17 protein-coding genes and 1 pseudogene are annotated in these 16,062 nt (G+C 61.9%); 10 read left to right on the forward strand and 8 right to left on the reverse strand.

The genetic code is table 11. The features are described 5' to 3' along the window. A pseudogene (locus AC4FS3_RS25330) lies at nucleotides 1-540 on the forward strand (hypothetical protein); the annotation flags it as partial. Nucleotides 541-622: 82 nt separating this feature from the next. Here the strand turns inward: AC4FS3_RS25330 and AC4FS3_RS25335 are convergent. The 6 genes from AC4FS3_RS25335 to AC4FS3_RS25360 all read right to left on the reverse strand — a co-directional run bounded on the left by AC4FS3_RS25335 (nucleotide 623) and on the right by AC4FS3_RS25360 (nucleotide 6,520). Continuing rightward, nucleotides 623-946, reverse strand: coding sequence for a DUF736 domain-containing protein (locus tag AC4FS3_RS25335; RefSeq protein WP_491022800.1), 324 nt, complete (start codon nucleotides 944-946; stop codon nucleotides 623-625). A 630-nt stretch (nucleotides 947-1,576) separates the two neighbouring features. Further along, the gene (locus tag AC4FS3_RS25340) at nucleotides 1,577-1,891 is read right to left on the reverse strand and encodes a hypothetical protein (protein ID WP_491022801.1); all 315 of its coding nucleotides are present in this window, start codon (nucleotides 1,889-1,891) and stop codon (nucleotides 1,577-1,579) included. Nucleotides 1,892-1,983: 92 nt separating this feature from the next. After that, nucleotides 1,984-4,143, reverse strand: a complete 2,160-nt coding sequence (locus tag AC4FS3_RS25345; protein WP_491022802.1) for a ParB/RepB/Spo0J family partition protein — start codon at nucleotides 4,141-4,143, stop codon at nucleotides 1,984-1,986. A gap of 403 nt (nucleotides 4,144-4,546) precedes the next feature. Continuing rightward, nucleotides 4,547-4,987 carry a JAB domain-containing protein gene (locus AC4FS3_RS25350; RefSeq protein ID WP_491022803.1) on the reverse strand — a complete coding sequence of 147 codons (441 nt, stop codon included), beginning with the start codon at nucleotides 4,985-4,987 and terminating at the stop codon, nucleotides 4,547-4,549. Beyond that, nucleotides 4,980-5,180, reverse strand: a complete 201-nt coding sequence (locus AC4FS3_RS25355) for a hypothetical protein (RefSeq protein WP_491022804.1) — start codon at nucleotides 5,178-5,180, stop codon at nucleotides 4,980-4,982. The genes AC4FS3_RS25350 and AC4FS3_RS25355 overlap by 8 nt, the downstream gene beginning before the upstream one ends. 143 nt (nucleotides 5,181-5,323) lie before the next feature. Further along, nucleotides 5,324-6,520, reverse strand: a complete 1,197-nt coding sequence (locus AC4FS3_RS25360) for a DUF932 domain-containing protein (protein ID WP_491022805.1) — start codon at nucleotides 6,518-6,520, stop codon at nucleotides 5,324-5,326. Between the two features lie 686 nt (nucleotides 6,521-7,206). On the opposite strand from AC4FS3_RS25360, the gene AC4FS3_RS25365 reads away from it, so the two are divergent. The 3 genes from AC4FS3_RS25365 to AC4FS3_RS25375 all read left to right on the forward strand — a co-directional run bounded on the left by AC4FS3_RS25365 (nucleotide 7,207) and on the right by AC4FS3_RS25375 (nucleotide 8,911). Further along, nucleotides 7,207-7,524 (forward strand): H-NS histone family protein, encoded by a 318-nt coding sequence (locus AC4FS3_RS25365; RefSeq protein ID WP_491022806.1) that lies wholly within the window; start codon nucleotides 7,207-7,209, stop codon nucleotides 7,522-7,524. Nucleotides 7,525-7,577: 53 nt separating this feature from the next. Continuing rightward, nucleotides 7,578-7,997, forward strand: a complete 420-nt coding sequence (locus AC4FS3_RS25370; protein ID WP_491022807.1) for a hypothetical protein — start codon at nucleotides 7,578-7,580, stop codon at nucleotides 7,995-7,997. 251 nt (nucleotides 7,998-8,248) lie between these two features. After that, nucleotides 8,249-8,911 (forward strand): transposase, encoded by a 663-nt coding sequence (locus tag AC4FS3_RS25375; RefSeq protein ID WP_491022808.1) that lies wholly within the window; start codon nucleotides 8,249-8,251, stop codon nucleotides 8,909-8,911. Nucleotides 8,912-9,018: 107 nt separating this feature from the next. Here AC4FS3_RS25375 and AC4FS3_RS25380 read toward each other — a convergent pair whose 3' ends face one another. After that, nucleotides 9,019-9,687: a TetR/AcrR family transcriptional regulator gene (locus AC4FS3_RS25380; protein ID WP_491022809.1), complete on the reverse strand. Its 669-nt coding sequence runs from the start codon at nucleotides 9,685-9,687 to the stop codon at nucleotides 9,019-9,021. A gap of 71 nt (nucleotides 9,688-9,758) precedes the next feature. Between AC4FS3_RS25380 and AC4FS3_RS25385 the strand changes: the two genes are divergently transcribed. Then, a complete protein-coding gene (locus AC4FS3_RS25385; protein ID WP_491022810.1) occupies nucleotides 9,759-10,490 on the forward strand; it encodes an SDR family oxidoreductase in 732 nt (243 codons plus the stop codon). 13 nt (nucleotides 10,491-10,503) lie between these two features. Here AC4FS3_RS25385 and AC4FS3_RS25390 read toward each other — a convergent pair whose 3' ends face one another. After that, nucleotides 10,504-11,400 (reverse strand): LysR family transcriptional regulator, encoded by an 897-nt coding sequence (locus AC4FS3_RS25390; protein ID WP_491022811.1) that lies wholly within the window; start codon nucleotides 11,398-11,400, stop codon nucleotides 10,504-10,506. Nucleotides 11,401-11,504: 104 nt separating this feature from the next. Here AC4FS3_RS25390 and AC4FS3_RS25395 point away from each other — a divergent pair, with 104 nt between their 5' ends. The 5 genes from AC4FS3_RS25395 (at nucleotide 11,505) to AC4FS3_RS25415 (ending at nucleotide 15,979) form a co-directional block, all read left to right on the forward strand. Continuing rightward, complete coding sequence (locus AC4FS3_RS25395; RefSeq protein ID WP_491022812.1) at nucleotides 11,505-11,873, forward strand: Atu4866 domain-containing protein; 369 nt, start codon at nucleotides 11,505-11,507, stop codon at nucleotides 11,871-11,873. A gap of 55 nt (nucleotides 11,874-11,928) precedes the next feature. Further along, nucleotides 11,929-12,825, forward strand: a complete 897-nt coding sequence (locus tag AC4FS3_RS25400) for a helix-turn-helix domain-containing protein (protein WP_491022813.1) — start codon at nucleotides 11,929-11,931, stop codon at nucleotides 12,823-12,825. A 117-nt stretch (nucleotides 12,826-12,942) separates the two neighbouring features. Continuing rightward, a complete protein-coding gene (locus AC4FS3_RS25405) occupies nucleotides 12,943-13,692 on the forward strand; it encodes an SDR family oxidoreductase (RefSeq protein WP_491022814.1) in 750 nt (249 codons plus the stop codon). Between the two features lie 265 nt (nucleotides 13,693-13,957). Then, nucleotides 13,958-14,896: an ABC transporter permease gene (locus tag AC4FS3_RS25410; RefSeq protein ID WP_491022815.1), complete on the forward strand. Its 939-nt coding sequence runs from the start codon at nucleotides 13,958-13,960 to the stop codon at nucleotides 14,894-14,896. 63 nt (nucleotides 14,897-14,959) lie between these two features. Continuing rightward, nucleotides 14,960-15,979, forward strand: coding sequence for a sugar ABC transporter substrate-binding protein (locus tag AC4FS3_RS25415; protein ID WP_491022816.1), 1,020 nt, complete (start codon nucleotides 14,960-14,962; stop codon nucleotides 15,977-15,979). Nucleotides 15,980-16,062 lie beyond the last annotated feature (83 nt).

Here is a 16,062-nt window from a genome sequence, read left to right on the forward strand (position 1 = left end):
CAGGTCACAGTCTGCGAATTGATCCCGGCGATTGCAGAATGGAATCGCGGGGTTCTGGCCCCGCTGGCCGACCATCCGCTGCGTGATCCCCGCGTGGACCTGCGGGTCATGGATGTTATGGACCTTCTTGCCGAAAGCGGCCCGGGCTTCGATGTGATCCTGATGGATACAGACAATGGGCCGGATTTTCTGGTCCGCGATGACAATCAGCGCGTCTACGGACAAAGCGGTCTGAACGCGGTATGGGACGCCCTCCAACCAGGCGGGATCGCGACTTTCTGGTCCGCAGAAATCTCCGATCCTTTTGAGGACAGGCTCAGCGAACTTGGCTGGGACTGGCAGCGCGAGGACGTGCAGTTGCCCGGCGGGCGGGTCGATGCATTCCACTATATCTATCTGGCGAGGAAAGACCGCGTAGGCTCGGTATCGCACCATCAGCGCGTTCCAACCGCCTGCCGGACGCGCCGCAACTTGTGCGATGCGGCGCAGGCTGATTGCGGTGACACGATCAGTGCTTTCCGATGCAGAAGAAGGATCTAATGCTGCTGCCTGAGCGTCATTGGGCATTGTAGAAGCAATGCGAAGGCCCCGGTCTTTCGACCGGGGCCTTGTTGTTGGGGGATCAGTCCCCCCGGTTGCCGTTGGGGCGCGACCAGATCAGGCTGTAGCCCTCGCCGTCCTCGTCATCGAAGAGGTTCGCGAAGATCGGGTGCGAGAAGCTCGGATCGTCCAGCTTCAGGCCCAGATAGTCCCGCCCCTCGGTCGAGCGCTTCGACCAGGCGGCGCCGATCTCCGCGCGGCCTACCAGGATCCGGTGCGAGGGCGCGTTCTCGCCCGAGGCCCGCAGGTCGGGGACGATGCGCACGCCCTTGGCCTGAACGCTCAGGGTGACGATTTCGCCGGTGTATTCGTTGCCGGTCTTCTTGAAGGTGCCGATGGTCGCCATTGTCTGTCTCCATTCTCTCGTGTTCGGGCCCGCTCCATTGCGGCCTCGATGGCGATCGACAGGCCGGGGACGACGGCCGGCGCAGTCCCTTCGGGACCCTGACAGCAAAGGCAGGGCTTTCTTGTCTTCCGCGAGGAATGGGCGAAGCCCAGGGGAAGAAAGTCCCACGACGCTGTTGCGCCGAGACGTCGAAGCGCGGCTTCCGCGCTGCTCTTCGGCCAGATCAGCCCATCACAGAGGACGCAGGCGAACGGTCCCGTCACCCCCAGAGAGACAGGAGACAGCGGCGATCCTGAAGGATCCGGCAGGAAGACCCGACAGGCAACCACCGGCGATTATCACCCGGGCTGCGAAAAGGCAGGCTTGCGCCCCTCCCTGCCGACCTGCCGCCATGGGCACCGCACCGCATCAGGCCGGATACTGGGCGGGCCACCGGATCGGCACCTGCCGCCCAAGTGCTCGACTGGGAAGAGGGACAGGGCAGGAAGCGCGATCAGAGCGCGCCACCGATCTGCGAACCCATGATCCAAGAGGCCGGAAAGAGGGAATGACTGATCCCTGCACGCTCATGACGACCCTGGGGAAAAATGCCAACCAAAACGGCCCGGTCAAACGGCCGGGGTGACCGTTTCAGGCCACCTCATCCCACAGCCCCTCGGCGATCTCGCGCGCAAGCATCGTTCGGGCTTGCAACAGCAGGTCCGCGCCACAAGTGTCTATGTGACCATAAAATCGGGCACGAAAACCGTCAGCCAGCCAGTCTGCATAGTGGCAGTACTCCCGCTGATCGAGCCGGAATACCCGCAAATCGTCCGCCCAGTGAGGCTTCGGTTCCACGACGACAGCAAGGCCATCGCGGGTCTCCTCCCAGGGCAAGCACCGCTCGGTAGGAGGGTTACTGCGATCTTCGGCGAAGATCGTGTCGATATTGATCGAACGCGACATGGGGACGTGCTCCAAAAGAAAAGCCCGGTCACGAGGACCGGGCAGGCTGGACTGAGAGGGCACAGGGCGGCCGGAGCCGCCCCGCGTGAAGGTCATTCGGCAGCGATGCGATGCGCCGGATCCTGCTCCTCATCTTCGGAGGGCTCTTCGTCCTCGCTGTCTCCCGAGAGGAAGTCAGGCAAGGCGTCGACTTCGGAACCGGCGGCATCCGCCGCATCTGCGATGCCATCCTGGGCGTCCATCCGCAGCGGCTCCGGCAACCAGCAGCTGCCTGCCAGCAGCCGTTCGGCTTCCGTGGCCATCTCGCCTTTCTTCAGATGGCCGATCAGTTCCACCGCCTGATCGCCCACACCTTCACGCACCGCCTCGAGGATGCGCGCCTTGGTCACGCGGCCGAAATAGTTGGCGACGGTCGGCTTCCAACCCATCTCGACCAGATCGAGGCTCGTCATGCGCGCGAGACGATCCGCCTCCTGCATCCGGCGATCCAGGCCATGCTGGCTGATGCCATTGCCGCTATAGGAGTTCGGCCGCTCATAGAGGGCGTTGACCCCGAAGCTCAGACAATGTGCCAGCAGCGCCTGACGGCTGGCCTCGTCCAGCGCATGCAGCCAGTCCCAAAGCCGGTCATCGCCATCATCCAGCGGGATATCCGCCCGCCATGCCGCATGGCGCTCGTCGATGGCCTGCGCCGGGATCGAGTCGCCAAGGTCAGGAGCCTGCACCGACAGATGCACTTCGCTGATGCGGGCCTGCAGCGCATTGCCCGCACTGCGGATGCCGAAGCAATCGAGCACCAGCCGGTGCAGCAGCGCCGTCATCGCAATGCGCGGGTTGTTGGCCACTGCATCACGCAGCGCCAGGGTCCGATGCGCGGTCAGTTCGATCACCAGCCGTTCCGGCAGCGGCTTGATCGCCTCGCCTTCGTCTTCCTCCTCTTCGGGCGCAGCGGCCGTTTCACCCCCGAGGGTGATGATTGCACGCTGATGGCTGGTTTCCAGCTCGGCGCGCGGCAGCACTTCGCCGGTCTCGGGATCAACGATCTCGGGCTCCGGTTCCAGCGGTGCCTCGTCCTCAGCCCGGACATAGCCGCGCTCGATCAGCAGCGTGCCGTCGACATCAAGGCTGACGAAGACCCCGGCCCGCGCCATCTGCGCCGGATCGTAGATCATCGGCCGCATCTCGAAGGCGCCGAGGATCTTCCCGATCTCGCCCAGCCGGGCATCGACCTCATCGGGGTATTCTTCCGCTTGCGCATATTCGGCCTCAAGCCGGTCGTATTCATCGCGCAGCGCCTCGCGGGTGGCGCGCTCGTCCTCGGTCAGATCGACCGTGGTGCCGATCAGCTGCCGCATGCCATAGGCGTGGCTGTAGGGGAAGCTGACGGCAACCTCGATCCATTTCCAGCCCTCGGCGGCGATGGTCGCCGCATCGGCCTTCAGTTTCTCGTTCACCAGCCGATCGAGAAGCACCGGATCCTGCAACCAGCCGCCATCGTCCTGCTGGAAGAGGTCGCGCAGCACATAGCCGCCCGCCGCCTCATAGGCATCGATGCCGACAAAGGTGACGCGCTTGTCGGAGGCCCGCACCGTGGTCTCGGTCAGCATACGACGGATGTTGAAGGGCTCCTTCGACCAGCTGTCCTTCACCGCATCCCAGACCTGAACCTGGCGATCATGGTCCGAAGAGATGGTGAAGGCCATCAGCTGCTCCAGCGTCATGCCGTCCTCAGCATAGATCTCGAGCAGTGCGGGTGCGACCGAGACCAGCCGCAGGCGCTGTTTGACCACTTTGGCATCGACGAAGAAGGCGGCCGCAATGGCCTCCTCGGTCATGCCCTTCTCGCGCATGGCCTGGAAGGCACGGAACTGATCCACCGGGTGCAGTGGTGCGCGTTCTATGTTCTCGGCCAGCGACACCTCGTCGATCAGCACATCGTCAGTAGCAGCGGACACGATGCAGGGGACCGGTGCGGTTTTGGCGAGGCGCTTCTGCTTCACCAGCACTTCCAGCGCCCGGAAGCGGCGGCCGCCGGCGGGCACTTCGAACATTCCGGTCTCGGTGCCATCCTCGCCCAGAACCGGGCGGACATGCAGGGACTGGATCAGCCCACGCCGCGCGATGGACTCGGCCAGCTCATCAACCGAAACGCCAGCCTTGACGCGGCGGACGTTGGACTGGCTCAGCACAAGTTTATTGAAGGGGATGTCGCGCGAAGACGACAGGGTGATCTTCTGAACGGCAGTGGCCATGTCAGATACTCCGAGGACGGGCGCCGGGGAGACCCTCTCTCCGGCTACCAACCCGTCATGGAAACCCCCTCCCCTCTCTCCCTCTAGCCGTCTGATCTCGGGAAAGGCCGTACAACGAAGGACCCGGATCACCATCGGCGGAAACAAAAGAATTATAGGCGGCCCGAGGAGAGAAGGAGCATGGAAATCCTCCCGGAAAGCGAGGGGCGGCCTCACGATGCCGTAGCAACGTAGAACCACCGCAGAATTGGCCCTGCTCGCGCGGGATCTGCGCGTAAGAGCGCCCGGCGGCGGCATTCCCTTGATCAGCGCCTTGCCGCGAGGGATAGTAATGTTGTCCCCCCGGCAGGTCCCTGCCGCGCATACCGCCGGGGCTTTCTTTTTACAGCCCGACGGGGCGTGCTCAGATATCCCCCCGTGCCCGCAAGCTGATTTCGCGGCCAGCACCGACGATGATGTGGTCATGCAGGGTAAGACCCAGCGTTTTGCAGCCCGTCTGGATCTCCTTCGTCATCTTCAGGTCGGCATCAGACGGTTCGGGATCACCACTGGGGTGATTGTGGACCAGGATCAGCGCCGATGCGTTCATCAGAAGCGCACATTTCAGCACCTCGCGCGGATAGACCGGCACATGATCGACGGTGCCGACCGAGACCCGAACATCGGAAATCAGCCGGTTTTTCCGGTCCAGGTAGAGTACGTGAAAGCACTCGACCTCGCCGCGCACAGCCAGAGCACAATAGTCCAGCACGGCCTGCCACGAGGAGAGCATCGGGTTCTGGTTGAAATAGCGCGCCAGAATCTCACGCGCCTCAAGGATGACGGTTTGCTCCTGCTCAGTCATCGGCCCGGCCTCCGGGCCCGCCGGCAAGCCTTGCGCCCCCATTGTCGTCATCATCTGACACGACGAATTGGAATTCCTGGGTGATGAAATCGTTGAGCCGGATCGCCAGCTCCATATTCGTGGCAACCGAAAGGCCAAGTGCCATGAAGGCGGCGTAAACAGCGGTATCCACTTTTTCGTCGAAGGTTTGCATCAGGGGTCTCGCGGAATGAGAAGCCCGCCGCCCGCGCCTATAGGACTGCGGGCCTTTAGGCCGGGATGGGAAGGCACGCGGCAACCGAGGGCCAGAAGCCGGGCTGCCGCGAGGTGAAGGGAAGAATGAGTGCGCGAGGGGCTTCAGACCGCGCGCTCGAGTAGCTTCTTGGCCTTGCCCTCCAGCTCAAGCCGGGTGTCCTGCTGAGTCTTGTCCCGCGCGAGGCGGGTAATCCCCTGAACAAAGTCAAAGATGCTCTCGGCCGGGTGACCCTCCTCGACCAGGACCTTGTCGATGATCTTGCCCGCCTCCAGCTTCGAGAAACCGCGCTTGCGCAGGAAGGTCTCGCGGTCCTCGTCGGTCCGGGCCACGATCTGTTGGCGGGCCGCCTTGATCCCGTTGATGAACCCCGAGGGCGAGGAATTGGCAAAGCGGGTCAGCGCCGGGGCTGCCTCATGCGCGAAGCGGGAGGCGGCGTATTTCGAATGGCGGATGGTGATCTCCTGGAATTCTTCCTGCCCCCAGATGTTCCGGTTCTGGCACACGGCGCGCAGATAGAAGCTGGCGATACCGAGTGTCTTGGCCCCGACCTCCGAGTTCCAGCAGTAGAAGCCGCGGAAGTAGAGATCCGGCGATCCATCGGGCAGCTTGCCCGCCTCGATGGGATTGTGATCATCCACAAGGAACAGGAATACATCGCGGTCCGAGGCATAGAGCGTGGTCGTGTCGCGGGTGATGTCCACGTCCGGGTTATAGACTCCCGTTGACCAGTCGAGCGTGCCGGGCACCTTCCAGCGGGTATCACCGGTGCCATTGCCCGCGATGCGTTGCACGGCCTCGACCAGTTCATGGTCATAGATCCGACCGTAATCCGGGCCGGTCACCGCCCGCAATTCCGTCCTGCCGTCCTCGGTCTCGAAAGTCTTGATCTGCTCGGCCCGATGGCCGGAGAGGCCATACTGCAGATTGATCCCCGCCAAAGGCGCGGGCAGCTGACGCAGATAAGAAGCCGGCGCGCCGACCAGGCTTGCAAGCTGACCAAAGGCCCAATGGGTCGGCGCCAGCGGCGCATCCGCCTTCGGCAGGATCAGTTGCAGCCGTTCAGCATTGTCCCGGCTGGCTTCAACCTGGATCTTGGCCGTCTCGACGATACGGGAGGTGCTGCGCTCCGAACGCGCCTTGACCGAGGCCCAAAGATCATCGAGCGAAAGATAGCGCTCATCATCGGGCCGGTTGAACCATTCGGATGACACCCGGCCGTTGCGCTCACCCCGGCTGACATCCACCTTGTAGCCGCCGCGCGACAGTCGCGCGGGTTCCAGAATTTGCATGTTGTTCATGACAGTCACTCCGCGACGGGCCGCCGGAGGCCTCTCCCCCAGCCCGGACCCGTCACGGGCAAACCACCCGCGCTCTCACTCTGAATCCGACAGGACTGCCCTCACCAGTATCGGCCGCACAATCCTTCCCGGATCATCTGTGCGGCCACGTCACGCCCATCGGGCAAGGTACAGCGCCCGATGCTGCGATCATAGCTGGTGCGACCATTCAGGGCGCAGGTGAGGGGCTGCCCGGCAACCAGCTCCCGCATCCGTCTGGTAGACGCGTCGCCTCGCACTGTTCCGCGCTCGGCACAGTCAAGGGATCCAAACCGGACAGGCGTGCCCGCCACCTCAATCGTATCGCCGTCGCGAATATGTCTGACCGGACCTTCAACCACACGAATGGCGGTCAATTCCGGCAGCGCCCCGAGATGCTCGGGAAAGCGCTCTACCGCCATAAAGCCAAACAAAAACACGCAACCAACAACGGCCAGACTTTGGAAAGGCCAGTGGCGCCTGCCCCTTGGTCTGCGAAGTCCAGATGCTGATCGTCGCGCAATGGCACGCGTGGATGGCCGGGACTCTCTTCTTCTGCTCATGCGGCAGCATTAGACCACACAGCCATGTCTGGCCATGTCCCCCATTGGGGAATTGCCTGTCACCGCGCCCTGCCCTATCAATGTTGCAGAACAAAGGGGACTTTGATGACCGAGATCAACCTCGACGCGCTTTCGCTGAGCGAACTGAAGCAGTTGGAAAAATCGGTGGCCAAGGCCATCTCCTCCTTTGAGGATCGTCGCAAGGCTGAGGCGCGCGCCAAGGTGGACGAGCTGGCCCGTGAACTCGGCTATTCTTTCGAGGATCTTGCGGAGGCCGCACCAACCCGGAAGCGCTCTCCTTCTGTCGCGAAGTATCGCCATCCTGAGAACCCGGAACTGACATGGTCCGGGCGCGGACGCAAACCCGGCTGGATCGGCGACGCGCTTGCCGCCGGAAAATCGCTCGAAGATTTCGCTATCTGATCAACAGGGCGGGGAACGACGGGCCCTCGCTCGCATTGCGAGACGAGGAAGCCATGCCCAACAACCTTGAGCGCAAAATTGCCTCTTTCTTATCAAAGGCCATGGCGCTGATTTGCGTTCGCAACACGTGCCTTGAAACTCTGCATGCGGGACCCGGTGTGGTCAGTCATACCGGGGACTATTCCGATGTAATTGTGACCGACGCCAATGGACGACAGATCCTATGGTCGGAGGTTTCCAGGATCAGCGATGACGAGATGCGTGACTTGATGCGCGAAATCGTCAATCGGCTCTACACATTCCAGTTGCGGGTCGGTGAGCAAGAGTTCCGCGACTACCTGGACCGCCAGCTCACCTCGACCCAAAGCTGGGATGAGCCCAGGCACGACTGGAACCTGGCAGGTCGAAAGCTGCGCGAGTCGCTCGGGCCTGATGCACCAGTTGCCCCCGCGACCGAAGACCCTGGCGCCTGAGCAGAGCACTCTGGAACCGAGCAACGCTACATCTTGCTCCTAACCCCCTGAAACCGATACACTGCCCTTGGGGACGCCACGCGTCGTCCCTGGGGCGTGGAAACCCCTGAACCTGTCGGTATTGGCGTCGGCCGAAACGGCGCCGATTCCTTGACCATGCGGTCGAGGAGCCTGTGACGTATGTCCAGGCGCTCCGGTGCTAAAGGTCATAGGGACCGGACAGGTTCGGTTTTCCAACTTTTATGTTCTCCTTGGCATTCGAAATCGATCCGCGTTGGATAAAGGATTTCGCCAAAGCGACAGGGCATCGTGCCAAGAACGATCAGCAAGATGCTCGGCTCATTGCCTTCTACGGCGCGATGATGAAACCCGAACCGAGCCGTCTCTCCGATCAGAAGTCCGAGATTTTCAAGGCTTTGTGCGCACGTCGGCGGCAGATAATCCACATGCGAAATCAGGAGCTGAACCGTCACCAGCAATCACGCGAACGCCAGATCAGTCTAATGATCAGGCAGACGCTGGCGTTTCTGGACAAGCAACTCGCGGCGTTCGAGGTCGAGATCGACGCCATGATCCAGCGGGATGAGGACTGGCGGCGCCGGCCCGAGATCATCGAAAGCATTCCCGGCATCGCAGCAACGACAGCCCGCACGCTGATTGCCGATCTTCCCGAGCTCGGCTCCTGGACCGACAAGCACGCCGCAACTCTGGTTGATGTGGCGCCGATCAATCGCGACAGTGGAAAGCGGCAGGGTGATCGCGCGATCCGCGGCGGTCGACCACGTGTCCGCCGTGTTCTCCACATGGCCACTATGGGCGCCGCGACACGCAACAAGCCGCTTCCTCGCAGATCATTCTGGCCAGGCATTCACCTATTCTTATGGCTGTTCCCGGGACGCGGCTCCTGCAACTGACCCGTTACGGCTTTGACACCGTGGCCTTGGAAGACACGCACCATTGCGGCCTTTACCGCGACTTCTGCCTCGCACCCGGACTTCATCGCCAATGAGTTGCAGCAACATCAGGCTGAGGATGATTTCTGAGCGCCCCCGTCCGGCGCGGGAATAGCCACGGCCGACAGATAAGACCGGCACATCACGACAAGCTGGCTTTGGACGGCACAGGCTGCATTGTCAGGAAGATTACGCTCGAACACGCTGCGGACAGCGCCAAAGATCGTGTTCAGGAGCGTGCGGTTGACAGTTGCCACATCTGGCACGCGTGCATCGGACGCGCTTGCCAGCATGGCCGCGGTTGCGACGTCGACGCGCTGCGCAAAGGCGGCGATCAGGGCCTCATTATCCAGGTCGATAACCGACCGGTAAAGCGCGCGGGTCACCTCGGGGCGCTCCATCTTTGCGGCCCAGTAGACTGCGATCAGCGCCTCGGCCATCCTGGCCAGGGGGGCACCCCGATGTGCCAGACAACAGGCCTCGATCTGATCGGCGAGCGCCACGAGATAGCGTTCGTTCAGGGCATAGAACAGCGCCTGTTTATGCGGGAAGTATTGATACAGCGTGCCGACCGAAACTCCTGCCCGCTCGGCCACGCGGGTGGTGGTCAGTCGGGCTGGTCCTTCCACCACCAAAACCTGAATAGCCGCCTCGAAAATCGCGTCCACCGTCACGGCGGCACGCGCCTGACGCGGTTTTTTCCTTGCGCTCAGCCGGGTCGGGGTCTGGTCGGTCATATGCGAATGCCATATCTGAAGCATCCTTCATATCATGAGCCTCTGTAACCGTCACCACTTCAGAGGACCAGATGACCCAGACAACCCCCATCGCCCTTGTCACCGGTGCCAACAAAGGCATCGGCCTCGAGATCGCCCGCCAGCTCGGTCAGTCCGGCGCGCATGTCGTGATCGGCGCCCGCAGCAGTGAACGGGGGCAAGCAGCCGCAGCGATGCTTCGGGCCGAAGGACTGCAGGCAGAGGCCCTGCTGCTTGATGTGACCGAGGCCCCCAACATAGACGCCGCCGCGCGGCGGATCGGGCAGGACCATGGGCGGCTTGATATCCTTGTCAATAATGCCGGTATCGTCGATCCGGCCGATGCTGCGCCCGGCAAGGCCTCTGTCGAAGCCGTGCGGCGCATCTTCGAGACGAATTTCTTCGGTGCACTGGCCGTCACCCAGGCGATGCTGCCCCTTTTGCGCAAGGCGGTTGCGGGCCGGATCGTCAATCTGTCCAGCTCACTCGGGTCGCTTGCCGTCAACGGCGATCCGAACTCGCCATATTATTCAGCCCGGCTGATCGGCTATAACGCCTCAAAGGCGGCCCTGAACATGCTGACGGTCCAGCTGGCGGCTGAGCTGAGCGACACGGCCATTGTGGTGAATTCGGTCAGCCCCGGCTATGTGCAGACCGATCTCACCGGCGGCTCCGGCTTCATGACCCCGGCGGAGGGCGCAAGGCTGCCCGTCGAATACGCGGTTCTGGGCCCGGGCGCGGCATCAGGCCGCTTTGTCGAACCCGGAGCGGAAACCCCCTGGTAAAGCCGCAGACAGATCAGCCCGTGCGGCGGATGGCGTGAACATGGTCCACCATTGCGCGCAGCTTGGGCGACAGATCGGCGCGACGCGGATAATAGAGGTAGAACCCGGGAAAGGGCGCAAGGTAGTCATCCAGCAAAGAGACGAGCTGGCCGCTCTCGACATAGGGCTGAAAGCTGTCGGCGGTGGCAAAGGTGATGCCGCCGCCTGCCAAAGCCGTGCGCAACAAAAACTGCAGATCGTTTGAGGTGATCTGCGGCTCCACCGCGATGTCAAAGGGCTTTCCCTCTTTCCTGAACTCCCATCTGTAAGGCGCCAGTCGAGGGGCAGGACGCCATCCGATACAACGGTGATGCAGCAGATCGCCCGGGGTTTCGGGCCTACCGTGACGCGCCAGATATGCGGGGGCTGCAACAACCATCTCGCGCTGATCGCCGGTCAGAGGGACTGCGATCATATCCTGTTCGATCACCTCACCCAGCCGGACCCCAGCGTCAAACCCCTCTGCAACGATGTCAAATTCCGCATCGGTGACGTTGATATCCAGCGTGACCTGCGGATAAGCGATCGCGAAGGAGACGATGAACTGCCCCGAGAGAAACCGCTCGGCAATCGAGGAAACCGCGATCTTCAGATGCCCACGAGGGATGTGATCATCCCCGCTCCGCTCCATCGCCCCGGCGATCTCTGCCAGTGGACGCACAATCGCATCACGGAGCCGTTGACCAGCCTCGGTGAGGGTGACGGCGCGGGTGGTGCGGATCAGGAGCGGCAGGCCGAACTGATCCTCCAGCCGCCGGATCCCCTGGCTGACTGCGGAACGCGTGACGCCAAGGCGGTCAGCCGCAGCCCGGAAATTGCACTCCTCGGCCACGGCGATGAAGAGAGGCAGAAGGTTGAGATCCGGCGTCATTGGTTAGCTACGCTTTACACAGAGGTAATAGGTGAACGGATAGCAGCGACAATTCCGGCAGTCCACTATGTCCCTCTGCTCTCCCACAAGAAAAGGACGCGATGATGAAAACGCTGATGATGACCGCCACGCTCGCGATGGGGTCAGCCGGTCTGGCGGCGGAGGCCCTGCCAAAAGGCAACCCGCATCAAGGCAAGGTGGGTGCCAGTGCCGGATCCGACAGCGGTCCGCCCGAAAGGACCGCCGAAGACTTCACCGGCCTCTGGCTCACCTTGGACGGCTATATCCGGCATGAGCTGCTGGCGAATGGCCGCTATGTCGAGGCCCGTGGCACCCGAGAGCGTGCCTATGAAGGCCGCTACGAGATCACCGGAAACCATATCGAATACTGGGATGATACCGGCTTTACCGCCGACGGCGACTTCATCGACGGTGTGCTCTATCATGCAGGCATGATCCTGCGTCGCAACTGAAACCCACCGCTGCCCGCCCGTTACAAGGCGGGCACAAATTCAGCCTTTACCCCCGATGCCACCAGACAAGACATCCGCCCGCAATCTGGAAAACTTCATCGCCGGTCGAAGCCTGTTCACGGGCGACGGTCCCGACTGGGGCGGCCTGTTCGTCCAGATCCATGCGCGCGATACCCTGCAACAGCCTTTCCTTGTCCCCGCAGTGGCCGAGCCGCTGATTGTCTGGGTCATGAGCGGTGAAGCTCTTGTTGAGGAACGCGAGCCCGGCGGCAGCTGGCAGGCAAGCCATGTCAGGGCGGGTATGTTTTTCCTTGTCCATTCGACTGCGCCTTATGAGTTGCGCTGGCAGGTCCGGGGCACGGCGCCGTTCAGGGTCATGCATCTTTCGCTCCCGATCCCGCTTTTCTCACGCGTGATCGCCGAGGTGCTGGGTCAGACAGTACCGGCAATCCTCCGGGAAATTTCAGGCGGACATGACGCGCAGCTGTCCTCGCTTTTGGGCCTGATCGCCCATGCGCTGGACAGGGATGCGCCCGGGGTTCAGCTCTTTGTGCAGGGCCTGGCCCAGAGCCTCGCAGTCCATCTGGCGCGCAACTATGTGGCACGAGCTGCGGGTCCACCTCGGCCCGCCGCCCTGCCGGGGTTCAGGCTCCGCCGCGCGATTGCCGATATGGAGCAACATCTGGCCGAGCCCTTCGATCTGGGGCGGCTGGCAGAGCTTGTCGGCATGAGCCCCTTTCATTTCAGCCGCCTCTTCAAACGCGCAACGGGGCTGGCGCCGTCGCGATATTTCATCGGTCTGCGCATCGCCCGGGCGCAGGCTCTGCTGCAAGAGACTGATCTGAGCGTGATCCAGATCGGCCTTGCCATCGGCTATTCCAGTCCAAGCCATTTCGCCATGGTCTTCCGTCGCGAGACCGGCCTTTCCCCTCTCGCCTATCGGCGCGGCTGAGCGATCCCGCGCAAGATCGCGACAGTTCGCACAAGGCTCCGCGAGAATGACCTGACCGCGCCGATTATCTTCTTCCTTGTCGAAACGCAACCGATTGCTGCCTCAGGAAAGAAGACAATGGCAAATCTAAACGGAAAAACGGCGCTGGTGACCGGCGCATCAAGCGGCATCGGTGCGGCCACCGCGATCAAGCTGGCCGCTGCCGGCGCAAGGGTCGGCCTTGCCGCGCGACGGGTTAACAGGCTGGAGGCCGTCCGGAAGGAGATTGAGGCCAATGGCGGTGAGGCCATCGTGATCGGCATGGATGTCACCGACCCCGCTTCGGTCGAGACCGGCATCGCGGGTTTGGTCAACACCTTTGGCGCGCTGGACATCCTCGTGAACAATGCCGGGCTGATGCCGCTGTCCGATATTGATCAGTTCAAAACGGATGAATGGAGCCGCATGGTGGATGTGAACATCAAGGGGCTCTTGAACACCACCGCCGCAGCACTGCCGCAGATGATCCGGCAACGCTCGGGCCATGTGTTCAACATCTCGTCTATTGCGGGGCGCAAGGTGTTCAAGGGCCTGTCGGTCTATTGCGCCACCAAACATGCGGTAGCGGCCTTTTCGGACGGGCTTCGGATGGAAGTGGGGCAAAAGCACAATATCCGCGTGACCTGCATCCAGCCCGGCGCGGTCGAATCCGAGCTTTTCGAACAGATCACTGACCCCGGCTATCGCCAGCAGATGGAAGCGCTCTCCGGTCAGATGACCTTCCTGCAAGGCGGGGATATCGGTGACACCATCGTCTTTGCGGCCCAGGCCCCGGCGCATGTCAATGTTGCGGAACTGTTCGTTCTGCCGGTTGAGCAGGGCTGGTAAAGGACAAATCCCGACCAAAGGCCCGGCATTCTGCCGGGCCTGCGTTCTGCAAAACTTCCAGCCATTGGAGCCGCGAATGCGTGCACTCTACACGGCTTGTACCGCAGGGTGCCCGGCGGAATTGCAACCCGATGCGGCACGATGCCAAATAGATTGACAGGATAAGAAACCGGTATTACCAAACAACTGATTGGTTGATAGGAGGGCGGCTATGACGGAGGGAGCGGGCACAAAAAGGGCCCTTCGATTCACGCAGGAGAGAATCGTGATCGGAACGGCCGCACTGCTGTTCGTAGTCTTCTCAATCTCGGCGAGCGGCTTCCTCTCTGTCGGGAATCTGTTGTTCCTGCTGAAGAATGTGGCCATACTTGGCGTGCTCGCCCTCGCCATGGCGGTGGTCGTGATCGGCCGGGGCATTGATCTTGCCCTTGTCGCGACGATGGTCATCTCAACAGCCTTTTTCCTTGTCCTTTACAACAAGGGAGTGAGCCCGGTCCTCGCGATGGCGGCGGGCCTGGGAATTGCGCTCGCCGTGGGGCTGTTGCAGGGCTATCTGGTCGCCTATGCCGAAGTGCCGGCGATCTTTACCACCCTCGCCGGGGGGGTGGCGGTCTATGGATTTGGGCAGTTCTTCCTGATCGAGCAGGATGTGAACTATCTGCCCGAGGGCGCAATTGCCTTCAACTGGGCCGGATCGGCGACGATTTTAGGCATTCCCGTCATCATCTATGTTGCGGCCCTCATTGCCGCACTCTTTTACGTTTTCCTGAAATTCACACGGCAGGGGCGCTTCATTTACGCTCTGGGCGACAATCCCGCCGCTGCGCGGCTGGCCGGCATTTCGGTCCGCCTGGTTACCGTTTTCCAATACGTGCTTTCATCGCTGATCGCCTTTCTGGCGGGGCTGATGACCATAGCATCGGTTTCGAGCATGAGCACCCGCATCATCAGTTCGACCATGGTCTATGACGTTATCCTTGTCGTCGTGATCGGAGGTATCGGCCTCTCGGGTGGCAAAGGCGGCATTCGCAATGTGGTCGTGGGGACGATCCTGATCGGCATCCTGCTCAATGGCCTGACGCTGCTCGACGTGCCCTATGCGACGCAAAGCATCATCAAAGGCATCACCCTTTTGATTGCGATCATCATCGATTCCCGGATCAACCCGCGCGACGAGCAAACCGAAAAACAAGGCGATATCTGACGGATCCCGACTCACCCCGGGGAGGGGGTGGCGGCATCTCAACACCAAGGAGGGGAGGACTTCGTGTCAAACTGGAAAACCATTCTGGCCACCGTTCTGGCAACGGCGACCTGCGCAGGCACAGCCGGCACGGCGCTTGCCGAACGGCCGGACGACGGCATCAGCGCGGAATCCTACGCTGCACTCGCAGGCAAGCGGGTCTATTACATCCCGATTGCCATGAGCTATGACATCGCCCAGGCTTGGGGCGGCGGGCTGCAACACGAAGCCGAACGCCTGGGGTACGAGATCGTCATCCGCGATCCGAACTGGAACACCGACAACTTTGTTCAGGCGATGCAAAGTGCCATCCGCGAGAAACCCGATCTCATCGTGATCCAGCCGCCCGATGTTACCTCGCTGTCACGCATGGTAAAAAAGGCACAGGACGAAGGTATCCAGGTGATCGAGATAAACCAGATGACATCGGCCCTGCCTGATGTCTTTGTCGGCACCGATTTCTATTCGATCGGAAAGCAAAACGGGGAGCTGGTTGCAGCCGCCTGTGGACGCGACGGGCGCAGCAACAAGGTCGCGGTCATTACCGGCCTTGCAACTGCACCGGCCAGCATCAATCAGATTGCCGGAATCAATGACGCCTTTGCCGGATCAGAGATCGAAATCGTCGCCACCCAGGCAGCCGACTGGGACCCGAGCAAATCGAACGCCATCGCAGCCACCGTGTTGAAACAGCATCCGGACCTCTGCGCGATCATCGACGCATGGGATGGTCAGGCCACCGGTGCCGCAGCCGCCATCGCCAGCGCCGGCCTGAAAGGCAAAGTCCTGCTCGCGACCGAGGGCGGCGGTGAATCCGGCGCCTGCAAGCTGGTCAGCGACGGCTCCTATGACTTCTATGTCAGCATGGATACCGCCATGCAGGCTCGCGACCTGAACACAGTCACAAAATTCCTGCTGCAGAATGAATTCGGGGCGGGATCCATCAATACCGTCATCTATTCCCGCAACAAGATCATCACCAAAGAGAACCTGCGGCCGGATTCATGCTGGACGGTCGAGGACATCCGCGCGAACGGCGGCTGAAACGGCTCCGTCCAATGCTCCCTGGGCGGATTCGGACCGGAGCGTGCCCCGGAGAGGGTGCGCTCCGGTAACGACTGCCATCT

The sequence above is a fragment of the Pseudogemmobacter sp. TB195 genome (assembly GCF_058313095.1).